Source organism: Burkholderia sp. BCC1640 (assembly GCF_902833125.1).
GTDB classification, from domain to species: domain Bacteria; phylum Pseudomonadota; class Gammaproteobacteria; order Burkholderiales; family Burkholderiaceae; genus Burkholderia; species Burkholderia diffusa.
This window is the reverse complement of sequence record NZ_CADFEF010000031.1, coordinates 70,646-94,157: the sequence shown is the minus strand read 5'-3', so window position 1 is coordinate 94,157 and position 23,512 is coordinate 70,646. Positions and strand designations below refer to the sequence as shown.

At 64.0% G+C, this 23,512-nt stretch carries 12 protein-coding genes; 7 read left to right on the top strand and 5 right to left on the bottom strand.

All coding sequences use genetic code 11. The annotated features are described in order from the left end of the window. The first annotated feature begins 18 nt into the window (after window positions 1–18). Window positions 19–6,858, top strand: a complete 6,840-nt coding sequence (locus HWX25_RS27255; RefSeq protein WP_208457051.1) for an Ig-like domain-containing protein — start codon at window positions 19–21, stop codon at window positions 6,856–6,858. A 104-nt stretch (window positions 6,859–6,962) separates the two neighbouring features. Beyond that, on the top strand, window positions 6,963–10,739 hold the full coding sequence (locus tag HWX25_RS27250; protein ID WP_175911538.1) for an Ig-like domain-containing protein: 3,777 nt from the start codon (window positions 6,963–6,965) through the stop codon (window positions 10,737–10,739). 159 nt (window positions 10,740–10,898) lie between these two features. On the opposite strand, the gene HWX25_RS33550 is transcribed toward HWX25_RS27250, so the two are convergent. Continuing rightward, complete coding sequence (locus tag HWX25_RS33550) at window positions 10,899–11,426, bottom strand: hypothetical protein (RefSeq protein WP_244135318.1); 528 nt, start codon at window positions 11,424–11,426, stop codon at window positions 10,899–10,901. Here HWX25_RS33550 and HWX25_RS27245 point away from each other — a divergent pair. The 5 genes from HWX25_RS27245 (at window position 11,376) to HWX25_RS27225 (ending at window position 19,742) form a co-directional block, all read left to right on the top strand. Continuing rightward, window positions 11,376–12,926 carry a tetratricopeptide repeat protein gene (locus tag HWX25_RS27245; RefSeq protein WP_347879267.1) on the top strand — a complete coding sequence of 517 codons (1,551 nt, stop codon included), beginning with the start codon at window positions 11,376–11,378 and terminating at the stop codon, window positions 12,924–12,926. The genes HWX25_RS33550 and HWX25_RS27245 overlap by 51 nt on opposite strands. Window positions 12,927–13,264: 338 nt before the next feature. Next, a complete protein-coding gene (locus HWX25_RS27240; protein ID WP_175911536.1) occupies window positions 13,265–15,589 on the top strand; it encodes a type I secretion system permease/ATPase in 2,325 nt (774 codons plus the stop codon). Further along, window positions 15,586–16,830 carry an HlyD family type I secretion periplasmic adaptor subunit gene (locus tag HWX25_RS27235; protein WP_059820842.1) on the top strand — a complete coding sequence of 415 codons (1,245 nt, stop codon included), beginning with the start codon at window positions 15,586–15,588 and terminating at the stop codon, window positions 16,828–16,830. The genes HWX25_RS27240 and HWX25_RS27235 overlap by 4 nt, the downstream gene beginning before the upstream one ends. 3 nt (window positions 16,831–16,833) lie before the next feature. After that, a complete protein-coding gene (locus tag HWX25_RS33545) occupies window positions 16,834–19,047 on the top strand; it encodes a TolC family protein (RefSeq protein WP_244135320.1) in 2,214 nt (737 codons plus the stop codon). Next, window positions 19,044–19,742, top strand: coding sequence for a response regulator transcription factor (locus HWX25_RS27225; RefSeq protein WP_175911535.1), 699 nt, complete (start codon window positions 19,044–19,046; stop codon window positions 19,740–19,742). Before HWX25_RS33545 ends, HWX25_RS27225 begins: the two co-directional genes overlap by 4 nt. A gap of 678 nt (window positions 19,743–20,420) precedes the next feature. Here the strand turns inward: HWX25_RS27225 and HWX25_RS27220 are convergent. The 4 genes from HWX25_RS27220 to HWX25_RS27205 form a co-directional block, all read right to left on the bottom strand. After that, window positions 20,421–21,083 (bottom strand): response regulator transcription factor, encoded by a 663-nt coding sequence (locus tag HWX25_RS27220; protein WP_175911534.1) that lies wholly within the window; start codon window positions 21,081–21,083, stop codon window positions 20,421–20,423. 324 nt (window positions 21,084–21,407) lie between these two features. After that, window positions 21,408–21,566 carry a hypothetical protein gene (locus tag HWX25_RS27215; protein ID WP_175911533.1) on the bottom strand — a complete coding sequence of 53 codons (159 nt, stop codon included), beginning with the start codon at window positions 21,564–21,566 and terminating at the stop codon, window positions 21,408–21,410. 239 nt (window positions 21,567–21,805) lie between these two features. Then, on the bottom strand, window positions 21,806–22,468 hold the full coding sequence (locus HWX25_RS27210) for a response regulator transcription factor (RefSeq protein ID WP_059820837.1): 663 nt from the start codon (window positions 22,466–22,468) through the stop codon (window positions 21,806–21,808). 258 nt (window positions 22,469–22,726) lie between these two features. Further along, on the bottom strand, window positions 22,727–23,389 hold the full coding sequence (locus HWX25_RS27205) for a response regulator transcription factor (protein WP_175911531.1): 663 nt from the start codon (window positions 23,387–23,389) through the stop codon (window positions 22,727–22,729). Window positions 23,390–23,512: the final 123 nt, after the last annotated feature.

Genomic DNA, 23,512 nt, shown 5'->3' with positions numbered 1-23,512 from the left:
GCGGTGCAGGGCCCGATCGTGAACCACGGGACGACGGACGATACGACGCCGACGCTGAAGGGCTCGGCGGAGCCGGGCGCGGTGGTGACGATCTACGACGGCGGCAAGGCGATCGGCTCGACCGTTGCGAACGCGGCGGGCGGCTGGTCGTTCACGCCGGGCACCCCGCTCGCGGACGGCGAGCATGATTTCAAGGTGACGGCGCGGGACGCGGCGGGCAATGAAAGCGGCGCAAGCGAGTCGTTCAACGTCACCGTCGATACGTCGGGACCGGGTGCGACCGTCATCACCAATGTCGTCGATGATGTCGAGCCGCAAACCGGCTCGGTGTCGAACGGTGGGTTCACGAACGACACGCGTCCGACGCTGCATGGCACGGCGAAGCCGGGTTCGATCGTGACGATCCGCGATGGCGACACGACGCTGGGTTCGGCCACGACGGACGCGTCGGGCAAGTGGAGCTTCACGCCGGACTCGGCCCATGCGCTGACGGAAGGCAAGCATGCGCTGACCGCGCAGTCGAAGGATTTGACGGGAACGATGAGCGACGTGTCGCCATCGTTCGTCGTCAACGTCGACACGACGCCGCCGGATGCGCCGGTGATTGTCGACGTGATCGACGATTTCGGCGACGTGACCGGTTCGGTGCATCCGGGCGAAACCACCGACGACCGGCGTCCGACGCTGCACGGTACTGCCGAGCCCGGCAGCAACGTGCTGATCATCGACCGGGTCAACGGTACGGACGTTTACGTGGGGCGCGTGCAAGTCGGCCTGGACGGCCACTGGTCGTTCCGTCTCGACATGCAGCTCGAGAACGGCCCGCACTCATTCCAGGCGAAGGTGACCGACGCGGCCGGCAACAGCAGCGCGTACAGCGACGCCTATGACATCACGGTCTTGCAGGGCGTGCCGAGCGCGCCGTCGATCACGGGCGTCACCGACGCGGTCGAACCGCAAGTGGGCAACATCGAGCCGAACGGTGCGACGAACGACGCGCAACCGACGGTGAAAGGCACCGCGCTGCCGGGACAGATCGTGCACGTGTTCATCGATGGCAAGGAAGTCGGCACGACGGTCACGACGGCCACCGGCCAGTGGTCCTACCGTCCGACGACGCCCTTGCGTGATGGCGAGCATACCTTCAGCGCGACGGCGGAAGGCGCCGATGGTCAGTTGAGCAAACCGACGGGCGACTATCCGATCGTGGTGGATACGATTGCACCGTCCGCGTCGACCGGCGAGATGTTGATCGACGATGTCGGCCCCGCGACGGGTCCGATCGCGAATGGCGCGACGACGGACGATGCAACGCCGACGTACCGCGGCAAGGCGGAGGCCGGCGCGGTGGTGACGATTTACGACGGCGAGAAGGCGATCGGCTCGACCGTGGTGAACATGGACGGCACGTGGTCGTTCCGTCCGACTGGGCCGCTCGCCGACGGCGCGCACAGTCTGTCGACGACGGTAACGGACCGGGCCGGCAACGTGAGCGGCCATAGCAAGCCGCTCGAGTTTACGGTGGATACGAGCCATGTCGTGGTCACGATCGATCAGGTGATCGACCACGTCGGGTCACTGCAGGGTCCGCTGCAGCCTGGACAGACGACGGACGATCGCCAGCCGGAAGTGACGGGCAAGGCGAAGCCTGGCTCGCTGGTGAAGGTGTACGTGGATGGAGAGGTGGTTGGCTCGGTGCAGGCGGGCGGCGACGGGCAGTGGTCGCTGAAGCTGCCGGCCCCGTTGTCGGAGGGGGCGCACGAGATCGCGGCGTCGTCGACGACGAACGGGATGGAGAGCGCGCTGACGGCGCCGTTCGAGCTGACGGTGGACGTGACGGCGCCGGATCGGCCGACGATCGAGTCGGCGCATGACGACGTGGGTGCAGTGCAGGGCACGATCGTGAACCACGGGACGACGGACGATACGACGCCGACGCTGAGGGGCTCGGCGGAGCCGGGCGCGGTGGTGACGATCTACGACGGCGGCAAGGCGATCGGCTCGACCGTTGCGAACGCGGCGGGCGGCTGGTCGTTCACGCCGAGTTCCCCCCTGTCGGACGGTACGCACGTGTTCACGGTGACCGCGCGCGATGCGGCAGGCAATACGAGTCAGACGAGCGACGGCTTCACGCTTCATCTCGATACGTCCGCGCCGAACCCGCCGGTGATCATGGAGGTGATCGACGCCGTGGGTGACGTGACTGGACCGCTGAGCCAGCACGATACGACCGACGACGCGCAACCGCTGGTGAACGGCACGGCCGAGAAGAACAGCCTGGTGCTGATCTACGACACAGTATTTGGCAAGCACGTGCTGATCGGCAGCGCGCGGGCCGACGCCAGCGGCAACTGGTCGTTCCGTCCGGTTGCGCCGGTCGCGCCGCTGACCGACGGTGATCATCACCTGACGGCGGTGGCGACCGACGCAGCGGGTAACGAAAGCGCGCAGAGCGCGGGGTTCGACTTCACGGTCCTGGTGGGCGGTGTGCCGACCGCGCCGTCGATCTCGGGCGTGTTCGATGCGATCGAGCCGCACGTCGGTAACATCGGCCAGTCGGGCGTGACGAACGACCCGAAGGCGACGGTGACGGGCACAGCGCAGGCCGGGCAGATCGTGCACGTGTTCATCGACGGCGACGAGGTGGGGTCCGTCAAGGCGGACGCGACCGGTCGCTGGTGGTTCCGCCCCGATGCGCCGCTGGCTGATGGCGAACACAAGTTCACGGCCAGCGCCGAAACCGAGGGCGGCGAGAAGAGCGCCGAGACGGGGGCATACACGATCGTCGTGGACACGACGGCGCCTGCCGCCTCGACGGATCAATCGCTGATCGACGACGTGGGCGCGCTGACGGGAGCGATCACGAACGGCACGGTGACCGACGATGCAACGCCGACCTACGGCGGCAAGGCGGAGCCGGGCGCTATCGTGACGATCTACGATGGCGACAAGGCGATCGGCTCGACGGTGGTGGATGCCGACGGCACGTGGCGCTATCGCCCGACGGAAGCGCTGGCGGACGGAAAGCACAGCCTGTCGACGACGGTGACCGATGCGGCGGGCAATGCGAGCGCACACAGCGCGTCGACCGAATTTACGGTCGACACGTCGGGCGCGGGCGTGATCGTGCTCGAGACCGTCACCGATCACGTCGGGACGCTTCAAGGGGTGTTGCAGCCAGGCCAGACGACGGACGATAAACAGCCGGAAATTGCCGGGCGGGCGACGGCGAACTCGCTGGTGAAGATTTACGTCAACGGCGCACTGCTCGCGTCGGTGACGGCAGGAACCGACGGCAAGTGGTCGGTCAAGGTCGGCGCGGAGTTGAGCGCGGGGTTGACGGACGGTACCTGGAACATCACGGCGACGACGACGACACCGGCATCGGGCGAAAGCAAGCCGACCGAGCCGTTCACGCTGACGGTGGATACGACCGCGCCGGATGTATCGACGAACGAGACGGTGACCGATCACGTGGGTGCGGTGACGGGTCAGGTCGAAGCGGGCGGCGTGACGGACGATGCGGCGCCGGTGTTCAGCGGCAAGGCTGAGCCGGGCGCGGTGGTGACGATCTTCGACGGCGACAAGGCGATCGGCTCGACGGTGGTGGATGCCGACGGCACGTGGCGCTATCGCCCGACGGAAGCGCTGGCGGACGGCAAGCACAGCCTGTCGACGACGGTGACCGATGCGGCGGGCAATACGAGCGCACACAGCGCGTCGACCGAATTTACGGTCGACACGTCGGGCGCGGGCGTGATCGTGCTCGAGACCGTCACCGATCACGTTGGGACGCTTCAAGGGGTGTTGCAGCCAGGCCAGACGACGGACGATAAACAGCCGGAAATTGCCGGGCGGGCGACGGCGAACTCGCTGGTGAAGATTTACGCCAACGGCGCACTGCTCGCGTCGGTGACGGCAGGAACCGACGGCAAGTGGTCGGTCAAGGTCGGCGCGGAGTTGAGCGCGGGGTTGACGGACGGTACCTGGAACATCACGGCGACGACGACGACACCGGCATCGGGCGAAAGCAAGCCGACCGAGCCGTTCACGCTGACGGTGGATACGACCGCGCCGGATGTATCGACGAACGAGACGGTGACCGATCACGTGGGTGCGGTGACCGGTCAGGTCGAAGCGGGCGGCGTGACGGACGATGCGGCGCCGGTGTTTAGCGGCAAGGCGGAGCCGGGCGCTATCGTGACGATCTTCGATGGCGACAAGGCGATCGGCTCGACGGTGGTGGATGCCGACGGCACGTGGCGCTACCGCCCGACGGAGTCGCTGGCGGACGGCAAGCATAGCCTGTCGACGACGGTGACCGATGCGGCCGGCAATACGAGCGAACGGAGTCCGTCGATCGGCTTCACCGTGGACACAAGCCACGTCGAGATCGCGATCGACGAGGTGATCGACCACGTTGGGACGGTCACGGGCGCACTGCAGCCGGGCCAGACGACGGACGACGTGCATCCGGAGGTGACGGGTAAGGCGACGCCGGATTCGCTGGTGAAGGTGTACGTGGACGGCAAGGTCGCGGGATCGGTGATAGCGGGCGCGGATGGTGCGTGGTCGCTCCGCCCGAATGTCGCATTGACGGAGGGCGTACACCGGATCACCGCCACGGTAACGACACCGACGACGGGCGAAAGCGCGCACACCGCGCCGTTCGAGCTCGAAATCGACACGACACCGCCGGGGGTATCGACGAACGAGACGGTGACCGATCACGTGGGTGCGGTGACGGGTCAGGTCGAAGCGGGCGGCGTGACGGACGATGCGGCGCCGGTGTTCAGCGGCAAGGCGGAGCCGGGCGCTATCGTGACGATCTACGACGGCGACAAGGCGATCGGCTCGACGGTGGTGGATGCCGACGGCACGTGGCGCTACCGCCCGACGGAGTCGCTGGCGGACGGCAAGCACAGCCTGTCGACGACGGTGACCGATGCGGCCGGCAATACGAGCGCGCACAGCGCGTCGACCGAATTCACGGTCGACACCAAGGGTGCGGGCGTATCGATCGCGATCGACGAGGTGGTCGACCACGTTGGGACGGTCACGGGCGCACTGCAGCCGGGCCAGACGACGGACGACGTGCATCCGGAGGTGACGGGTAAGGCGACGCCGGATTCGCTGGTGAAGGTGTACGTGGACGGCAAGGTCGCGGGATCGGTGATAGCGGGCGCGGATGGTGCGTGGTCGTTGAAGCTCGAGACGGCGCTCACGGAGGGCGACCATGCGATCACGGCAACTATGACGACGGATGCGTCCGGCGAAAGTGCGCAAACGGCGCCGTTCATATTCACGGTCGATCTCACGCCGCCGGCACAACCGACGATCGATGCGGTGACCGACGACGTAGGTGCGCAGCAAGGCACGATCGCCGACGGCGCCTATACGGATGACAAGACCCCGACGTTGTCCGGCAAGGCGGAGGCGAACTCGATCGTCACCGTCTACGATGGCGAGGCCGTGCTCGGATCGACCATTGTGGCGGCCGACGGTACGTGGACGTATACGCCGATCGAACGTCTGACCGACGGGGAGCACGTGTTTACCGTGGTCGCGCGGGATGCGGCCGGTAACGCGAGCGAAACGAGCGGCACGTACACAGTGCACGTCGATACGGTTGCGCCGGACGGCCCGAAGCTCGAGCATCTGATGGACGACGTGGGCCCGACCACCGGCGACATGTTCAAGGTCGGCCTCACCGATGACTCGATGCCGATGTTCAGCGGCAAGGCCGAGCCGGGCTCGATCGTGCGGCTCTATTCGGATTACGAGGGCGAGAAGCACCTGCTGGGCTCCGCGCGTGTCACGGCAACAGGCGACTGGTCGATCGTGCCTGCAACGGACCTGGACGACGGCGTGCATCGCATCACGATGACGGCGACCGACAAGGCCGGCAACGTTGGCGCACCATCGGATCCGTACCTGCTCGAGGTCGATACGACTGCACCTGTACAACCAACGATCACGGACGTGATCGTGAATGTCGACGGCGTGACCGGGTCGCTCGGCGCAAGCGGCGGGACGACGACGGACCACCGGCCGCAGATCGCCGGCCTTGCCGAGGCGGGGGCGACGATCACGGTGATGACGGAACACGGCGGCGTACTCGGCACCACGCATGCGGATGCGACGGGCCACTGGACGTTCATGCCGGATACCGCGCTGGCCGATGGGGCGTATGTGATTTCCGTCACGGCAACCGATGCGGCGGGCAACCCGAGCGCCCGATCGACGAAGGTAACGATCGAAATCGAGCCGTCGCAGGCCGGGTCGGCGTATTCGAACGACGTGGAGGCGTCGACCGATTCGCTGTTTGGCGGCGAGCACGATGTGGCGTCGCATGCGGGCGGTAGCCCGGCGCTGCATGAAGGGCACGATGCGGCGAATGCCGGCGAGGTGCACGAAGCCTCGTTCGACGTAACGCCCCAGGAACCGCGGACGGTGGCGGCTAACGGGGTGCCCGCGCACGGCGAGCACAGCGTGCTCGCGGTGGACGGTGGTGGCCAGACGCTCGACCTCTCGACGCTGTTGAGCCCCTCCCTGCCCGGTGCAATCGACGCGATCGACCTGTCAGGTTCGGGTGCGAACACGTTGAAGTTGTCGCTTGGTGACGTGCTTCAGCATGGCGGCAAGGACTTGTTCGTCGACGACGGTCGCACGCAACTGATGGTGAAGGGCGACGCGCACGATGTGGTCGATCTGTCCGGCTCGCTCGACGGTCACGGCAGTGAATGGGTCGCGCACGGCGAGACGATGGTGGATGGTGTCGCGTACGCGGTCTACGAGAACAGCGCGCAGAACGCTGAACTGCTCGTACAGCACGGCGTGACCACGCACCTGATGTAAGCGGAGGAGCAGCGCCCCGGATCCCCCGGCCGGCATACCGGCCCAGGGATCCGGGGCGCTCTTTGCATGATTTTCTTCGGTATTCCGAGTATCAAGACATTCACATGAGCGTGATCAAGATAATTGTTGCCGGTGACCACGCTGCCATGCGCGTGGTCGATCCCGGTCGCACGGATCCCGTTGCGACGACCAGGATCAAGGCGACGCCGAACGCGCGCTACATCCTTGCCGATGCGGAAACGGGCAAGCCCCTGCAGGGCATCACGGTGCAGCGGCACGGCGACGATCTGTTGCTGAGTACGGACGGCAACGCATCGCCGCAGATCGTGATCGAGCATTACTACGGTTCGAACGGGCAGTTGCTCGCGGCAGGCGAGAGCGAACAGTACTACGCGTACGACAACCCGGAGGGCGGCGTGGCCACGCTGGCGGACGGCGAGGCGGCCACGCTTGCCGTGCCTGGCCCAGCGGCCGCCGAACCGGGCGCACCGCATGTCAACTGGACCACGTTCGGCCTCGGCGCGTTCGGCATGGCCGCCGCCACGGCAGGCGCGGTGACCGCGGCGTCGGGTGGCGGTGGCGATGGCGGTGGCGATGGCGATGGGGCGGAATCGCCCCGCGCCGTGTCCTCAAGCGACGACGCGACGCGGCCACCGGCGCCGGCCATCCGCTATCTGGTTGACGATGTCGAACCCGTGATCGGCCGGGTCGGCAATGGCGGGATGACGAACGATCCGTGCCCGACGGTCGAGGGAACGGGAAAGGTGGTTGGTGACACGATTCTCGTGTACGTGGACGACACGCTGGTTGGTTCGACGACCGTGTCCGCAGACGGCACCTGGTCGTTCCGGCTGGAGGCGAGCAGGCCATTGCCGGATGGAACGCACGGGCTGCACGCGGTCGAGGTGGGCGCCAACGGGCAGTCAAGCGCGGCATCCGAGCGCTTCGAGGTCACGGCGGGGCCGGCTGTACCGAGTCGTCCGCTGCTCGACTGGGTGCTCGATGACGCGGAGCCGCACGTCGGCATCGTGAACCGGGGCGGCGTCACCAACGATGCGACGCCGACGCTCCAGGGGCGCGGCGAAATCGGTACGACGGTCTATCTCTACGACAACGGCGGAAGCGACCCGATCGGCAGCACGACGATCGACGAGCGCGGGACGTGGTCGTTGACGCTCGCCCATCCCATGGAAGATGGAGAACACAGCTTCACGGCTGTTTCGATCAATCGCTTCGGCCATGAGAGTGCTGTATCGCGTGCGTACGCGGTGACCGTCGATACGACGCCGCCCGCGCAACCAACGATCGATTCCGTATATGACGACATCGGGCCGGTGCAGGGTCCGGTCGACAACCCCGGATATACAGACGACGCGGCGCCGGTACTGTCGGGCAAGGCGGAGAAGCACGCGGTCGTGCGGATTTACGATGGCGACGACGTGCTGGGATCGACCACCGCGGACGATCACGGCAATTGGGTCTTCATGCCCGGTTTGCCGCTGGCGGACGGCCGGCACGATCTCACGGCAGTCGCAATGGACGCGGCGGGCAACAGCAGTGTGGCCAGCGAGATCCATACCGTGACCGTCGATACGACGGGACCGGGAACCGTTACGATCGTCGCCGTGATCGACGATGTCGAGCCGCAGACGGGGACGGTCGCGAATGGCGGCTTCACGAACGATGTGCGCCCGACCCTGCAGGGCGTCGCGAAGCCGAACGTCGCGGTGACGATTCGGGATGGCGACACGGTGATCGGCACCGCAACGGCGGACGAGCTGGGAAACTGGCGATTCACGCCGGATTCGGCTCATGCGCTGGCGGAGGGCCCGCACACGCTGACGGCGCAGGCTGTCGATCTGACCGGACAGCAGAGCGAACCGTCCGGCCAGTATGAGATTGTCGTCGATACGACGCCGCCTGATCAACCGACGGTCGACACTGTGATCGATGATGTCGGCCCGGTGCAAGGCACGATCCAGAATAACGGCTATACGGACGACACGAAACCGGCCTTGTCAGGGCATGCCGAAGCCCGCGCCCACGTGACGATTCTCGACGGCACCCACGTACTGGGTACCGTGATGGCGGACCTGGACGGCCACTGGACGTTTACGCCGCCGCAAGCGCTGAGCGAAGGCAAACATGCCTTTACCGTGGTGGCGCGCGACGCGGCCGGCAACGCGAGCGTCGCGAGCGACGCGTTCGTCGTGAATGTCGACACCGCAGCGCCGCGGCCGCCCGTCATTACCCAGATCATGGACGATGTCGGCTCGCTCGTCGGGAATGTCATCGAGTTCGGCATCACGGACGATTCGAAGCCGATGTTCGGCGGCACATCCGAACCGTTCACGCGAGTGACGCTGTACGCGGAGTGCGGCGGCAGGACGGAGGTGCTCGGTTCCGTGCAGGCGGACGAGCGCGGCAATTGGGTGCTGGTGCCGGATGACGACTTGAATGACGGCATCTACCATGTGAGCGCATCGGCGACCGACCGGGCCGGCAACGTCAGCGACTTGTCTCCGGCCTGCACGATCCAGATCGACACGACGTTGCCGCGCCCGCCGTGGATCACCGATGTGATCGATGGGGTCGGGGCGGTGACGGGGCCGCTCAATCACGACGGCACGAGCGTAACGGACGATTCCCGTCCGACGATCAAGGGCACGGCGGATGCGTATGCGCTGGTCTATATCTACGACAAGACTGGCCGCGAACCGACCCTGATCGGTAGCACGAAGGCAGATGCCGGCGGCAAGTGGCTGTTCGAACCGGGCGGCGAACTGGTCGATGGCAAGCACGAGATCACGGCGCGGGTGCAAGGGGCGACCGGCGTATTGAGCGATCCCAGCGACGGGTTCGGATTCAAGGTCGAAGCGGCCGTGTCGCCCACGCCGAGCGCGCCGGAAATCACGGCGATCTACGACGATGCCATCCACATCATCGATCCGAACGGCACGACGGACGCGGTGCGTCCATACATCGTCGGAAAGGCTACACCGGGTTTCACGATCTACATTTACGAGGATGCTCAAGACCTGATGGGGTCGACGGTGGCCGACCAGCAGGGGCACTGGTCGTTCCGGCCGAATGACGGCCTGGATGGCGGGGTTCACTCCTTTTCCGCGATCTCGGAGGGGCCAGACGGCGAAACCTACGGCCCAAGCAACAGCTACACGATCGAGATCGAGGACGCGTGGTACCGGCTGGATTCGCTGTTTGTCGCATCGTCCGCAGACGACGTCGCGCAGGCGGCGCAGCATTCGGCGCCCCATGACGTCACGAACCCGGCGGCGCCCCGGCATGCCGCGCAGGAGACGGATCCCGAACACGATGGGTCCGATCGCGCGACGAACAACGCGAAGGTGCAGCGCGACACCGGCGAGTCGGCCCATCGTCACGGCGACGGCACCTCGGCGGTAGACGCGTCGGTCGACAAAGATGGCGGCGATACGAACGCCCTCCCGGCGGCTGACCGGCCCGCTCCTGCCGCAGCGCTTTCGCAGGAGGGCATGGATGCGCGCGCGCCGTCGGGCATGGCGCGCCACGACGCGGCAGGCGAGCCGTCCGCGCAATGCGCCGCGCACGAGACCGATGCGGACATGCTGACCATCGGTGACGCCGGCGTGTTGAAGCTGTCGCTGCTCGACGTGTTGCAGGACGGTGCGCCCGACCTGTTCGGCGACGACGGTCATGCGCAACTGCGGGTCAACGGCCAAGTGGGCGACGTGCTCGATCTGTCGGACCTCGACATTGGCGGGCATGACTGGGCCGCAAACGGCGATGCGGTGATCGGCGGAGTCGCATACACGGTCTACGAGAACGGGGCGCACCATGCGGAGCTGCTGGTTCAGCATGGCATCGATGCGCACTTCACATGATGTCGATCCACACGCGCGGACGCGTGCGGTCGGTGCGGCGCGCGCATGCTGCGCCGCCGGACGCTGGCGCGGCAATTTGGGGCGCGTCGCCGAGTGTCGGCGTGCCGTCATCCATGCCCGTCGCCGGCGGCGACGGGCATACTCGGCTGAATAACAATGTCACCTGTTAGATTCCCCGGGCGTGCCGTCGGGCGGCCCGGCAAACGCGCCGCGCTTTTCATGGATGCCGTGCGCCATCTGGAGGCCGGCGATGCGGCCGGCGCGGCGCGGCTGTTTCGTGCGGTGCTGGCGCGTGAGCCGCGTCATGCGGACGCGCTGCATATGCTCGGTGTCTCGTGCCACCTGTCCGGACACCATGACGATGCCGTTGATCACATACACGCGGCGTTGCATATCCGTCGCTCGGCCGCCTTCCTCGCCGATCTCGCGCTTGCGCTTGGTGCGCTCGGTCGTGATCCGGAAGCCGTGACGGCCTACCGCGATGCCATCGGCATGGGCTTGCGGCAGGCGCGCCTGCACAACAACCTCGGCAATCTGCTGAACCGGATGCGCGATCGCCAGGGTGCCATCGAGCAATACCGGCTGGCGATCGACGTCGATGCGCGCTATGCGCTGGCGCACAAGAATCTCGCGATCGTGTACGCGGAGGCGGGAGCGCACGCTGATGCGCTTGCCGCGTTCGAGCATGCATTGCAACTCGACGGCGACCTGACCGATGCGTGGCTGGGCTATGGCAGCCTGCTCGAGCGGTTGCACCGGCTTCCCGAAGCCGAGCGGGCCTATCGCCGTGCACGACGCTGGGAGTCCGTGCGCCACGTGCGTCGCCAGCTCGCGCGCTGGGACGATCTGGCGGCGCTCGATTCGGCCGTGGCGGCGGCGCTGGCAGAGCCGCGTGCGCCGGCGATGACACCGTGGGTGCTGCTGAACCTCCCCGGCGTCTCGGCAACCGGCCAGCGGGATGCCGCGCGCCGGTTTGCCGCGAGTCGCTGGGCGAAGGAACTGACGGCCGCGCCGCTCGTGTCACGTGGCAGCGCCCGCGCTGGCGGGGGCCGGTTGCGCATCGGCTACCTGTCCGCGGACTTCAAGGATCACGCGACGATGCACTTGCTCGCCGGGGTGCTCGAGCGGCACGATCCTGCCCGCGTCGACGTGCATCTGTACTCGTACGGGCCGGCAGGTGACGATGCGTACCGCGCGCGCATCGCGCGGATGCCGGCCGAATTTCACGAGATCCGGTCGCTGTCGGATGCCGATGCGGCCGATCGCATTGCGCGCGACGCGATCCAGATCCTTGTCGACCTGAAGGGGTACACGACGGGGGCGCGGCCGGGCATCCCGGCACGGCGCCCCGCCCCCGTCATCGTCAGTTGGCTCGGCTATCCGGGGTCCCTCGGCGAGCCGCGGCTGGCCGACTATCTGATCGGCGACGCGGTCGTGACGCCGATCGACGCCGGTGCGGCGTACAGCGAGACGCTTGCGTTGATGCCGGACTGCTACCAGCCGAACGATGTCCTGGAGCGCGATACGGCAACGCCGTCGCGGGGCGATGCGGGCTTGCCCGAGCACGGCTTCGTGTTCTGCAGCTTCAATCAGACATTCAAGTTCGACCCGGACATGTTTGCCGTCTGGTGCGAACTCCTGAACACCGTGCCTGGCAGTGTGCTGTGGCTTGCCCGGCCAGATGACGCCGAGGCGCAGACGCGTCTGCGCGATGCCGCGCAGGCACATGGCGTCGATCCGTCGCGCGTGATCTTCGCGGCGCGCCTGGCGCGCGATGCACATCTCGCCCGGTTGCGTCTCGCCGATCTTGCGCTCGATACGTATCCGGTCGGCTCGCATACGACGGCGAGCGACGCATTGCGTGCCGGCGTGCCGATGGTGACGCGTATCGGCGAGACGTTCGCGAGCCGCGTCGGCGCGAGTCTGCTCCGAAGTGTCGGGCTCGGGGAACTGGTGACGGACAATCTGCACGCGTATCGCGACGTCGCGCGCGCGCTCGCCGCCAATCCGGCCCGGTTTGCAAGCGTCCGTGCGACGCTCGACGAGCGGCGGCACCATGGGCCGCTCTTCGATCCCGCACGATTCGCTCACCAGCTCGAACGCTTGTATCGCGCAATCTGGGCGCGCGAGACGTGTGGCACGGAGACGGACGGACGCCCCATCGTGCTCGATGCATCGATGGTATGAAACGAGCAGTCAAAGGCGCACGTGCGACAGGTGCGCTACCGAGCCGGGCGACGTATCGCGCCGGAGCGTTGTCGCGCGTGCGCGCGGCTCATCTTGACCGGCACGGTCGGCCCTGAGCGGGCCGCGCTCGGCCCATCCACTTATCTGACTCGTCATCTTTCAACTGCCGCACCGTCTCTTTAGAATTTTCTGAGTCGATATTCGGCATTCAAGAATATATGAGGCCGGCAATGGCGGAAACGTGCAAGACACATTCCCCGCCGAGCCCGGATTCGATGCGTGTCGCGTGTTCCACGCGTGCCGCTCCAATGCGTGCCACAGCAGCAGGAAAACGAAGGATGAGTGCAAGTACCACGCCTGACCAGGCAGACCGGAATGAGGATGTCCGGAAGAGCAGTGAAACGACTTACCAGGACAGCTTGATGGACTGCGTCGCGTGGATGTGCGAGCGCTACGGTTTCGGCAAAAGTCGCGACGCGATCACGGCCGGGTTGCCCAAGTTCGGCTTTCTGTCACCGTCGATGGCGCTCGATGCATTCGCGAACGCCGGGATGCAGGCGGGGCTAGTCGAACGCGAGCTGCGGATGTTGCCCGGCCATCTGATGCCGATGTTGCTGGTACGCAAGGACAAGGGCGGTTGCATCTTGCTCGGCGTGCGGCGCGATCCGGACGCCGAGCGGCGCGGGGCGCTCCTGTGTCAGGTCTGGATGCCCGAGATCGCGGGGGGGGCCGTCGAATACAGCGACGAACAGCTGATCGAGATCTACGGCGGTTTCGCGATTCTCGTGAAGCCGGCGGCAAAGGTCGACACGCGTGCGGGCGAAGTAACCCCCGAGCCGATCGGTCACTGGTTGTTCAAGACCGTATGGCGCTATCGCCGTTTCTACTACAGTGCGGCGGTCGGCGCGGTGCTGATCAACGTGCTGGGTCTAGCGTCCATTTTCTTCACGATGAATGTCTACGATCGCGTCGTGCCGAACCAGGCATTCGTCACGCTCTGGTCGCTGGCGATCGGCGTGGCGATCGCGATGGCATTCGAGGGAATATCACGCTATACGCGCTCGCACTTGCTCGATGCGGCAGGCAAGAAAGCCGATCTGGTGATGGGCACGATCCTGTTCCGCAAGGCATTGTCGATCCAGATGGAGCATAAGCCTCAGTCATCCGGATCGTTCGCGAACCAGTTGCGCGAATTCGAATCGGTGCGCGACTTCGCGACGTCGGCGACGCTGTCTGCGGTAACCGACCTGCCATTCGTGCTGTTGTTCGCGGGCGTGATTTTTGCGGTGGGCGGCCCTCTTGGCTGGATTCCCGCGCTGATGATCCCGATCATCGTCGGCATCAGTGTGACGATCCAGTGGCCGCTGGCACGTGCGATGAAGGAAAGTCTGCGTGAAGCATCGCTCAAGCAGGGAGTCCTGATCGAGTCGATCGAAGGCCTTGAGACGCTCAAGGCTGTCGGCGGAGAAGGTTACATGCAGAAGCGCTGGGAAACGTTCAGCGCGATGCAGTCGGCAACGTCCCAGCGTACGAAGACGCTGTCGTCGCGCGCGATGACGATCGTGCAATTCCTTCAGCAGGTGCAAACGGTTGTGCTCGTCGTCACGGGCGTTTATTTGATTACCGAGGGGCGCCTGACACAGGGGTCGTTGATCGCATCGGTGATGCTTGCCAGCCGCGCAACGGCGCCACTCAACGCGGTGATGGGTCTCGCATTGAGATTTCAGCAGGCGAAGGCCGCGTTCGAGTCGCTGAACCGACTGATGGAGATGCCGTCGGAGCGCGATCCGAGCCGGGAATACCTCACGAATCCGCCGCTCGTGGGGCGCGTCGAACTGAAGGATGTGCGCTTTTCGTATCCGGCGCCGCCGATGCAGCCGAACCCGGAAATCCTGAAAGGCATCCACCTCGCGATCGAGCCGGGCGAGCGCGTGGCCGTGCTCGGCCGGATTGGCAGCGGAAAGTCGACGTTATTGCGCGTGATGGGGCGCATGTACATGCCGACGCAAGGTGCGATGTTTCTCGGCGGGCTTGCCGTCGAGCAGATCGATCCGGCCGACTGGCGCCGAGCGGTCGGCTATGTCGGGCAGGACGGACGGTTGTTCTACGGTTCGCTGCGTCAAAACGTCATGATTGCGCGACCTGACGCGACGACGGAAGAATTGCTGCGGGTGTTGAAGCTGACCGGACTGGATCATGTCGCCGCTCGGCATCCCATGGGCGTCAACCTGCCGATCGGTGAGGGCGGGGCGGGATTGTCCGGTGGACAGCGGCAGCTCGTTGCACTCGCACGCACGCTGTTGACGCATCCGCAACTGTTGCTGCTCGACGAACCGACGAGCGCGATGGATACGCAGACCGAAGCGGCCTTCATCGAACACCTCGCGCGAGCAACGGCAGGACAGACGCTGATCGTCGTCACGCATCGGCCGTCGCTGCTTTCGCTCGTCGATCGCATTGTCGTTGTGGAAGATGGGCGGATCGTCGCGGACGGCCCGAAGGAGGAGATTCTTGCACGGCTCGCCGGCCAGGGCGAGGCGGGCGCGCAGGATGCCGTCCGCGCTCGGCCCGCGCGCACGATACGGATGCGGCCCGCGCACCCGGGCGACGTGCAGGGTGCCGCGCCAGCGAGCGCAGCCGACCGGATGGAGCACAGCACATGATCGCGAAATGGAGGGCGCGGCGGCCGGGCCGCAAGCTGACGATGAGCAAGGCCGAGCGCGAGTACATGAGCGACATGCGCGAGGCGTTGCTCACGCAATCGTCGCCGGGCTCGAAGGTAATTCTGTACGTCATCGCGGCGCTGCTGGCCGTGTTTGTGATCTGGGCCAAGATCGCCCGTGTCGAGGAAATCACGCAGGGTGAAGCGACGGTCATATCGCGCTCTCGCGAGCAGGTCATCCAGAGTCTGGAGGGTGGGATTCTCGAAGAGATGAATGTGCGCGAAGGCGACATCGTCAAGAAGGGGCAGGTGTTGCTCAAGATCGATCCGACACGCGCACAGACGAGTTACCGTGAAGCGTATTCGAAGGCGATCGGCCTGAGGGCAACGCTCGCACGGCTTCGCGCCGAGGCATTCTCGCAGCCACTGGTATTTCCGCCAGAGGTGCGTGGCGAGACGGATGTCGTGCAGATGGAGACGAAGGCGTACAACGCGCGCAGGCATGCACTCGAAGAGTCGATCGCGGCACTCGAGCGCAGCTATGCGCTGCAGCAGAAGGAAATCGCGCTCGCCGCACCGCTCGCGGAGAAAGGCCTGATGTCTGACGTCGAGCTGCTGCGGATGAGGCGGGCGGCAAACGAGCTGAAGTCCCAGATGGTCGAACGCCGTAACCGTTACCAGGCCGATGCGAACTCGGAGTTGACCAAGCTTGAGTTGGAACTTGCGCAGACGAACGAGTCGTTGATCGGTCGGCGCGACGTGCTGTCCCGGACGACGATCGTCGCACCTGTGTATGGTACGGTGAAGAACGTGCGTGTGAATACGATCGGCGGGGTGATTCAGCCAGGCGAACACATTCTCGAGATCGTGCCGTTGGAGGATCAGTTGCTGGTCGAAGGCAAGATCAAGCCGTCGGACGTAGCGTTTCTGCGGCCTGGACAGGCTGCGATGGTCAAGATCACCGCTTACGATTTCGGCATTTACGGCGGACTCAAGGGCAAGGTGGAGTACATCAGTCCGGACACGCTGAAGGACGACGCAAAGGCTGCGACCGGCAAGGACGCGACCTTTTATCGAGTACAGGTGCTGACGGACAGGGCCTATCTCGATGCCGGCGGCAAGCATTTGCCGATCCTGCCGGGGATGATCGCGCACGTTGAGATCCGCACCGGCGAAAAGACCATTCTCGATTTCCTGCTCAAGCCGATATTCAAGGCGCGCGAAGCATTCCGGGAGCGATAAGCCATGCCATCTACTCACCAGTGCGCCGATGCAGCCGTGCGCAGCGGAGTTTTCTCCGATTTGCCGTTTCGACACACGACGCTGTCGCTGCTGTTCGCAACCGGCATGATGGCCGTCTCGCACTCGAGCTCGGCCGCTCTGATCGAATCGGCAGGCGGTGCCGATCCGGTTGCAGGCGACGAATCGAAGCACGCCGAGCCGTCGGAGAAAGTCGTCACCATTTCGTTATCCGATGACCGTGAAAGCGCCGAAAACCTGACAGGTTCAATCCGCGCGGAGCGCGAGCAGCGGCTCGAGGCACGCAAGGCAATGCGCACGGCGCGTGCATTGCGTATTGCGTCCATGCTGCAAGCGGAGCGGGCGGCCAGGGCGAACGGCCAAGTCGCGTCGACCGGCGCGGGCAGTCGCGCCGCTCCGCCACCGCGATCGGCCAAAGGTTCGGCGGGTGGACGGGCGTGGACGGATGTCAGCCAGCGGGGCGTGCATGCGGATGTATCGACAGGGTTTGTCATGTCGGGCCTCTCGACGCGCTCGGATGCACCGTCGGCGGCCGGTACGGCAACAGGCGCGCTGCGGGAAATACCGCGGCCGGCACCGCCGGACGAGCGTGCGGCCGGTCGGTCGGCGGCGATCCGACCGGATATCGGCGCATTACCGCCGGATCTGGCAGGTGCGTCGGCTTCGTCCGTCCAGCCGGGCTGGGACGCGGTGACCCGGCAGGCGGCGGTACGGATGCGCGCCCGGACGCTCACGGCGCACCCCAGCGAGCCCGAATCGCTGTTGCGGAATGGTGGCGCGTCGCTGGCATCGGCGGCGAATGGTCGGGTCACACTCGCGGAGATGATCAATGCCGAGCGGCGCGAGCGGGTTTATCCCGCTGCGTTTGATCCGCGTCTTAACCTTGTAGGCTCGGTCGCGATGCCAGGTACGCGTTCGCAGGCGGAACTCGCACGCGACTGGATGGCGGCGCCTGTCGATGGAGACGCTCGCGATCGCTTGCCGCCGCAGAGTGATCTGCGTCCGATTTTTCTCGCGGTGGTCGAGGCAGCGTTCGATCGCAGTCCGCAGATTCAGCTTGCAAATGCGTCATATCGCGCACAAATGGCCGACGTGGACGAAGTCAAGGGCCGGCGCTGGCCGCAACTGCAATTCGCGTCGCGTTCGAGGGCTGTCGAATTCGGTGGCTCGACGCGTAATTCAGCCGGGCACGGCACTGCGATCACGGCAAATGTGACGACGTCGATCTTCGACTGGGGCTATCTGTCGAAGTCGATCAAGAGCCGTCAGAAGACGGCTGACGCGGGCAAGGAATACTACGATGGGCAACTCGAGAATTCGGCGTACACGGTCACGACGGCGATGGCCGAACTGGCCAAGCAGCGGCTGTTGATCACGGTTAGCCAGCAGTTCGTGGACCGAATGCAGCAGCTCGTCACGATGCTCGCCCAGATCGTCGCGGTCGATCGCGGGCGGGCGAGCGAGTTGACGCAGGCGAAGGCGCGGTTATTGCAGGCTCAGGCTTCGCGTGATGCGGTAGCCGCGAAGGCGCGCGACACCGAGCTGACGCTGCGCAAGCTGGTGGGCGAGCGGCCGCTGAATTTGCCGCTGGCGTCGGCATGGAATATTGTGCCGGCTCCACTGGAGCTGTTGCTGTCGGATATGGACAAGCATCCGCAGATCCGCCAGGCACGGGCCGAGGCACAGGCGGCCCAGTTGCAGGCAGAAGCGGTGCGCGTGTCGTCTCGGCCTTCGATTAACTGGATTGTGAGCAAGACGATCGGTCGCGATGAGATCGACCGCACCCAGCCGTTCCAAACGATGCTGACACTCAACTGGAATGCGTTCCAGGGCGGATCGGCGAAGGCCGCGGAAATTGCCGCGCTGGAGCGCGCGCGCGCGAGTGAGCAGAAGATCGAACAGGCGCGGCTCGACCTGGGGTATGCGATTCGCGCGGCCGACGAGGACGCACGCACGTTGCTCAACCGGGCCGGTCTTTACGGCAACCTCGTCGGTGAGACCGATAGCGTGCGCAAGGCGTTCTTCGATCAGTGGTATCACCTCGGCAAGCGCACGCTGCTTGATGTGTTGCAAGCCGAAAGCGATCATTACGGCAATCGCGTGAACGAAATCACGACGCGTTTCGACGGCTATCAGGCCGTGTTTCGCGAGTTGAGCAGTGCGGGCGAGTTGATCCGCTGGCTAAAGGGAACGGTATGAGCACGCCGCCGCACAACACACACCTGCGCATCGCATTGCTTGACTCACATGAGCTCGTGCGCTACGCCTTGCGCACACGGATTGAACAAGAGCCGGCGTGGACGGTGGCGGGCGTCTTCCGACAGGCGGCCCAGTTGCTCGACGCGCTCGCGGACGGCGCATGTTTCGATCTCGTTCTCATGAACCATGTGCTCGATACGAACGATGGGCTCGATCTCGTATGCACGTTGCGCACGAACTTCCCGACGACACGCATTCTGGTCTGTTCCGAGTACGAGCGCGCGGATACGATCGCGCGGCTATTCGAGCTGGGCGTCAACGGTTTCATCGGCCGCACGCAATCGCTCGACGATCACGCCGAGGCCGTGCGCAAGGTCGCGGCCGGCAACACATACTTCAGCGCGCGAATCATGAGACCGAAGCCGACGACCGATACATTCGCGCACCCGCCGCCTGGTCCAGATGGGGCACCTGCACTCATCTCACGCCCCGATCTCACCGCGCGCGAACGGACCGTGCTCGAATATTACCTGCGCGGTTTGTCCATCACGCAGATAGCCGATCGCGTCGGGCGCAGCTACAAGACCATCAGTTCGCAGAAGCAGTCCGCGTACCGCAAGCTCGGTGTGAGCAATGATGCGGAACTGATCGCGATGCTGTCGCACAACGGCCGTGCATCGCGCGATCGCTATTGAACGCGCCCGCGATGCGATTTCCGAACACGACCTGTGATCTTGCCTCGATTCCATGTACAGCAAGAAGTTCGATCACTTTGTGGCTGTTTTGGGGAGGCAAATGGCAGAAATGCGGTACGGAGACGGCAGTACACGAACGAATTCAAGCCAGCAGTTATTCCTGCTGACGCAAGCGGCCTACAACCTCACGCGCATGAGAACGCTCGCCGCGAAAGCGGCATAGAGGCGAAAGTCGGCGAGGAAATGACATCGAATCGGCCTGAGCCAAGAATCCTACCGCAGCGTCACAAGGGAGCCTGATAGTTCAATCATCACCGATTGATAGAACGCCCGTCGACTATATTCCGGCCCCCGAAGCTGACGCAAACTACTATCGGCAACTTGAAACAGCTGCCGCTGAACCTGCATTAACTTAAACCAACCAGCCTCGACGATTTCCAGGGCGGTTCGGTGGCACCGAATACTGCGGCCCCGAGCATGTCAGATCGAGTTCCGGCTAATCCGCACTAAGTCAGCTCTCGGGGCGTGGCAGGAGCAACGGCTGTTGATCGATGTTTCGCAGCGAATCGCGCAAGCTGTCAATATCATCGATACAGGGTGGGCGAGTCAGAAAGCGTGTCGGAGACGTGTTTGAATTCGTGCGTGCTCCGTCGCGGTCCGCGATACTGATCGCGCTGCTCAAGTGCTGAAGAAATCGTCGAATCCCCGTCGTGACTCAAAGACTATTTGGTAAAGGTCCGCATCCCGTTCAACGCCAATCTTCTGCATCGCCTTCATCTTCTGCGCGCTGATGGTCTGGCGCGTACGTCGCAGCTGTGCCGCGATCTCGCTGACCGACATCCCGGAGACATAGAGCCGCAGCACTTCGAACTCGCTTTTCGTGAGGTTCAGGTGCCGCGACCCAATGCGCTGCTTACGCCGAGCCGCCGATACCTGTGGCGACAGATATTCAGCATTTGCCAGTACAGCATAGACCGCCGAAATCAGATGTGCGACATCGTCGACTTTGCTCACTATCGCCTTGACCCCGAGCTTGAGCAGTTTGTTTGCCAACCCGGCACCGTCTAGGGCCGTGATCAGGATGATCTGCACGTCGGGAAAATGGGTACGCAGATACGACAGCATCGCAAGCCCGTCGTTGTATTTGCCGTTCGGCATCGCGAAATCAGTAATCAGCAAATCGCACGGCTGACTTGACAATAAGTCAACAATTTCCGTCGAATTGCCGGCTGTTCCGGTCACGTGAACCGGGCAGAGACTGCGCAAGGTGGCTTCGATTCCGAGTAGCACTGCTGGATGGTCGTCGGCAATCACGACATTAAGAGTGTTTGTCGCCAGCATTTAGATGTGCCCCGCTTTAGAGATGTGCCCCCTTCAAATATAGCGATATACCTGAATTCAGGATTTAATACTCGTCCTATTTTCAACGCTTTTTTATGAGACAAGTCATGTGTCTGTGGCGGGTTCGCCAGCCGCGCCACCTTCGCCGCCGCCTCCAACGACGTCACCGCCGGCATCGTATGTGGCGTGACGCTCGGCGAAAAATACGTCGCGCCGTCGCGCAGACACGACCAGGTGGCCCTTATCGTCGAGCCTGCTGAGGACGCCATGGGCGTCGCTTTGGAAGATCCCTTGGGTTGTCGATCGCCGTCAGGACAATCACCTTCATGCCGGGCCATGTGCGCAGCACACGGATTGAAGCAGCGATAGTTTGTCCACGAAGGGGCCGCCCGCCATTACATAATCGGTGATCAGCACGTCGCAGGGTGTACGCGACAGCAGCGCGATCAGTTCGTCGGTGCGCGCGGTGGCACCGTCGCTCAACGAGCGACACCCCTGACCTGCATGGGAATATTCGTGGCGCCGAAGAGGCGTTAAATCAATCTATCAATTTTAAAGGCACTGCTAGAAGCCAGATGACGCTGCCGAAAGGGACGGTCAGGTCAATGGCGCACACACATGCAGTCATCGTGTGACCCGAAGCGTCGTGACACAACACGCATTGTGTTCTCGCAGTCAGTCACGAATCTCCGGATGGTGATGGTGTTGATGATCGCGGCGACTCAATTCTGGAAGATAGCGGCAGTATCGAGCCCCGATTCGTAAACCATTTGGTACAGATCCGCGTCCCGCTCGACACCGAGTTTTTGCATTGCCTTAAGCTTTTGCGCGCTGATCGTTTGCTTCGTGCGGTGCAGCCGTGCGGCGATCTCTGTGACCGACATACCCGACACGTATAGGCGCAGCACTTCCAACTCGTTTTTTGTGAGATCGGTTGTCCGGCGGCTGCCACGCGCACTTTTGAGTCCGCGGCTCACGCTGGGCGACAAATATTCGTTGCCCGAGCGCACCGAGTAGATCGAGGATATCAAATGTCCGAGGTCGTCGATCTTGCTGACGATTCCCTTCACACCTAGTTTCAGCAGGCTCCCGGTCAGTATGGTGCTGTCAAGCGCGGTAAACACGATAATCCGCAGATCCGGATAATGCGACCGGATATACGTGAGCATCGTGATTCCGTCGTTGAACTTACCGTCGGGCATCACGAAATCCGTGATCAGCAAGTCGCATCGTCGTTTTTCCAGAAACTCGACGATCTCAGTGGAGTTGCACGCCGAACCGACGATTCGCAACTGCCGCAAGCTGCGCAACGTTGCGTCAATACCAGCAAGGATAAGCGGATGATCATCCGCAATCAGTACGTTGAATGTATTGTTTGCAAGCATGATTTGGCCTCTCCGCATTGATTGATGCATATCAAGTATCAAAATATAGCGGTAGGCCCTGACGCCGTCTGGATGACTTGTCTTATTTTTCTTTGAAATAAATAAGACAAGTCTTATTTGCGGTCGAAGTAGTGCGGAGCGCTGGACGCGTCAGCGGGTGATCGGTATGCTGCGTCAGCCGTCAGCCGTCAGCCGTCAGCCGTCAGCCGTCAGCCGTCAGCCGTCAGCCGTCAGCCGTCAGCCGTCAGCCGTCAGCCGTCAGCCGTCAGCCGCATCCTTGGTACCTGACGCGACGAGCCCAGTTTCGTACGCGTACTGAAACAGGTCGGCGTCGCGTTCGATGGAGAGCTTTTTCATCGCTTTGATTTTCTGCGCGCTGACGGTTTGTTTTGTACGATTCAACTGCGCGGCGATCTCGCTGATCGATAGACCAGATGTATAGAGGCGGATGACTTCCGCCTCGCGTGGTGACAACGCTGGCGCGGTGTGGGATGCGATCGCGGTTGCGGCGGTCTTGGCTCGCACACTGGGGGAATAGTAGGTCGCTCCAGCGTACACGGCATGTGTTGCCGCGATCAGGTGATCGATATCATCGAGCTTGCTGAGCACGCCATCCACGCCGCTTTTCGACATTTCCAGCAGCATGGCCGGGTTATCGATCGTCGTCAGTACGATTACCTTCATGTCGGGCCATGTGCGCCGCAGGTATTGCAGCAACGGCAGACCGTCCACGAAGCCGCCGCCGGGCATCGCGTAATCAGTGATGAGCACGTCGCATTTGTTACGCGACAACAGTGCGACCAGATCGTCTGTACTCGCTGCCGTGCCGACGATCTCGATCGTCGGCACCCGCCCGAGTTCATAACGGACGCCGGACAGTACGGTGGGATGATCGTCGGCCAGGATGATGCGGATGTTCATGACGGGTCGGGGGATGCGGGGTGGCACTGCGTATTTAGAGATAACGCGCGGTTAGTGTAACCGAAGCGTTTCCTGTAGTGAGCCGTATGCTACGGCTTTCAACGAGAATACACTTCGTACCTC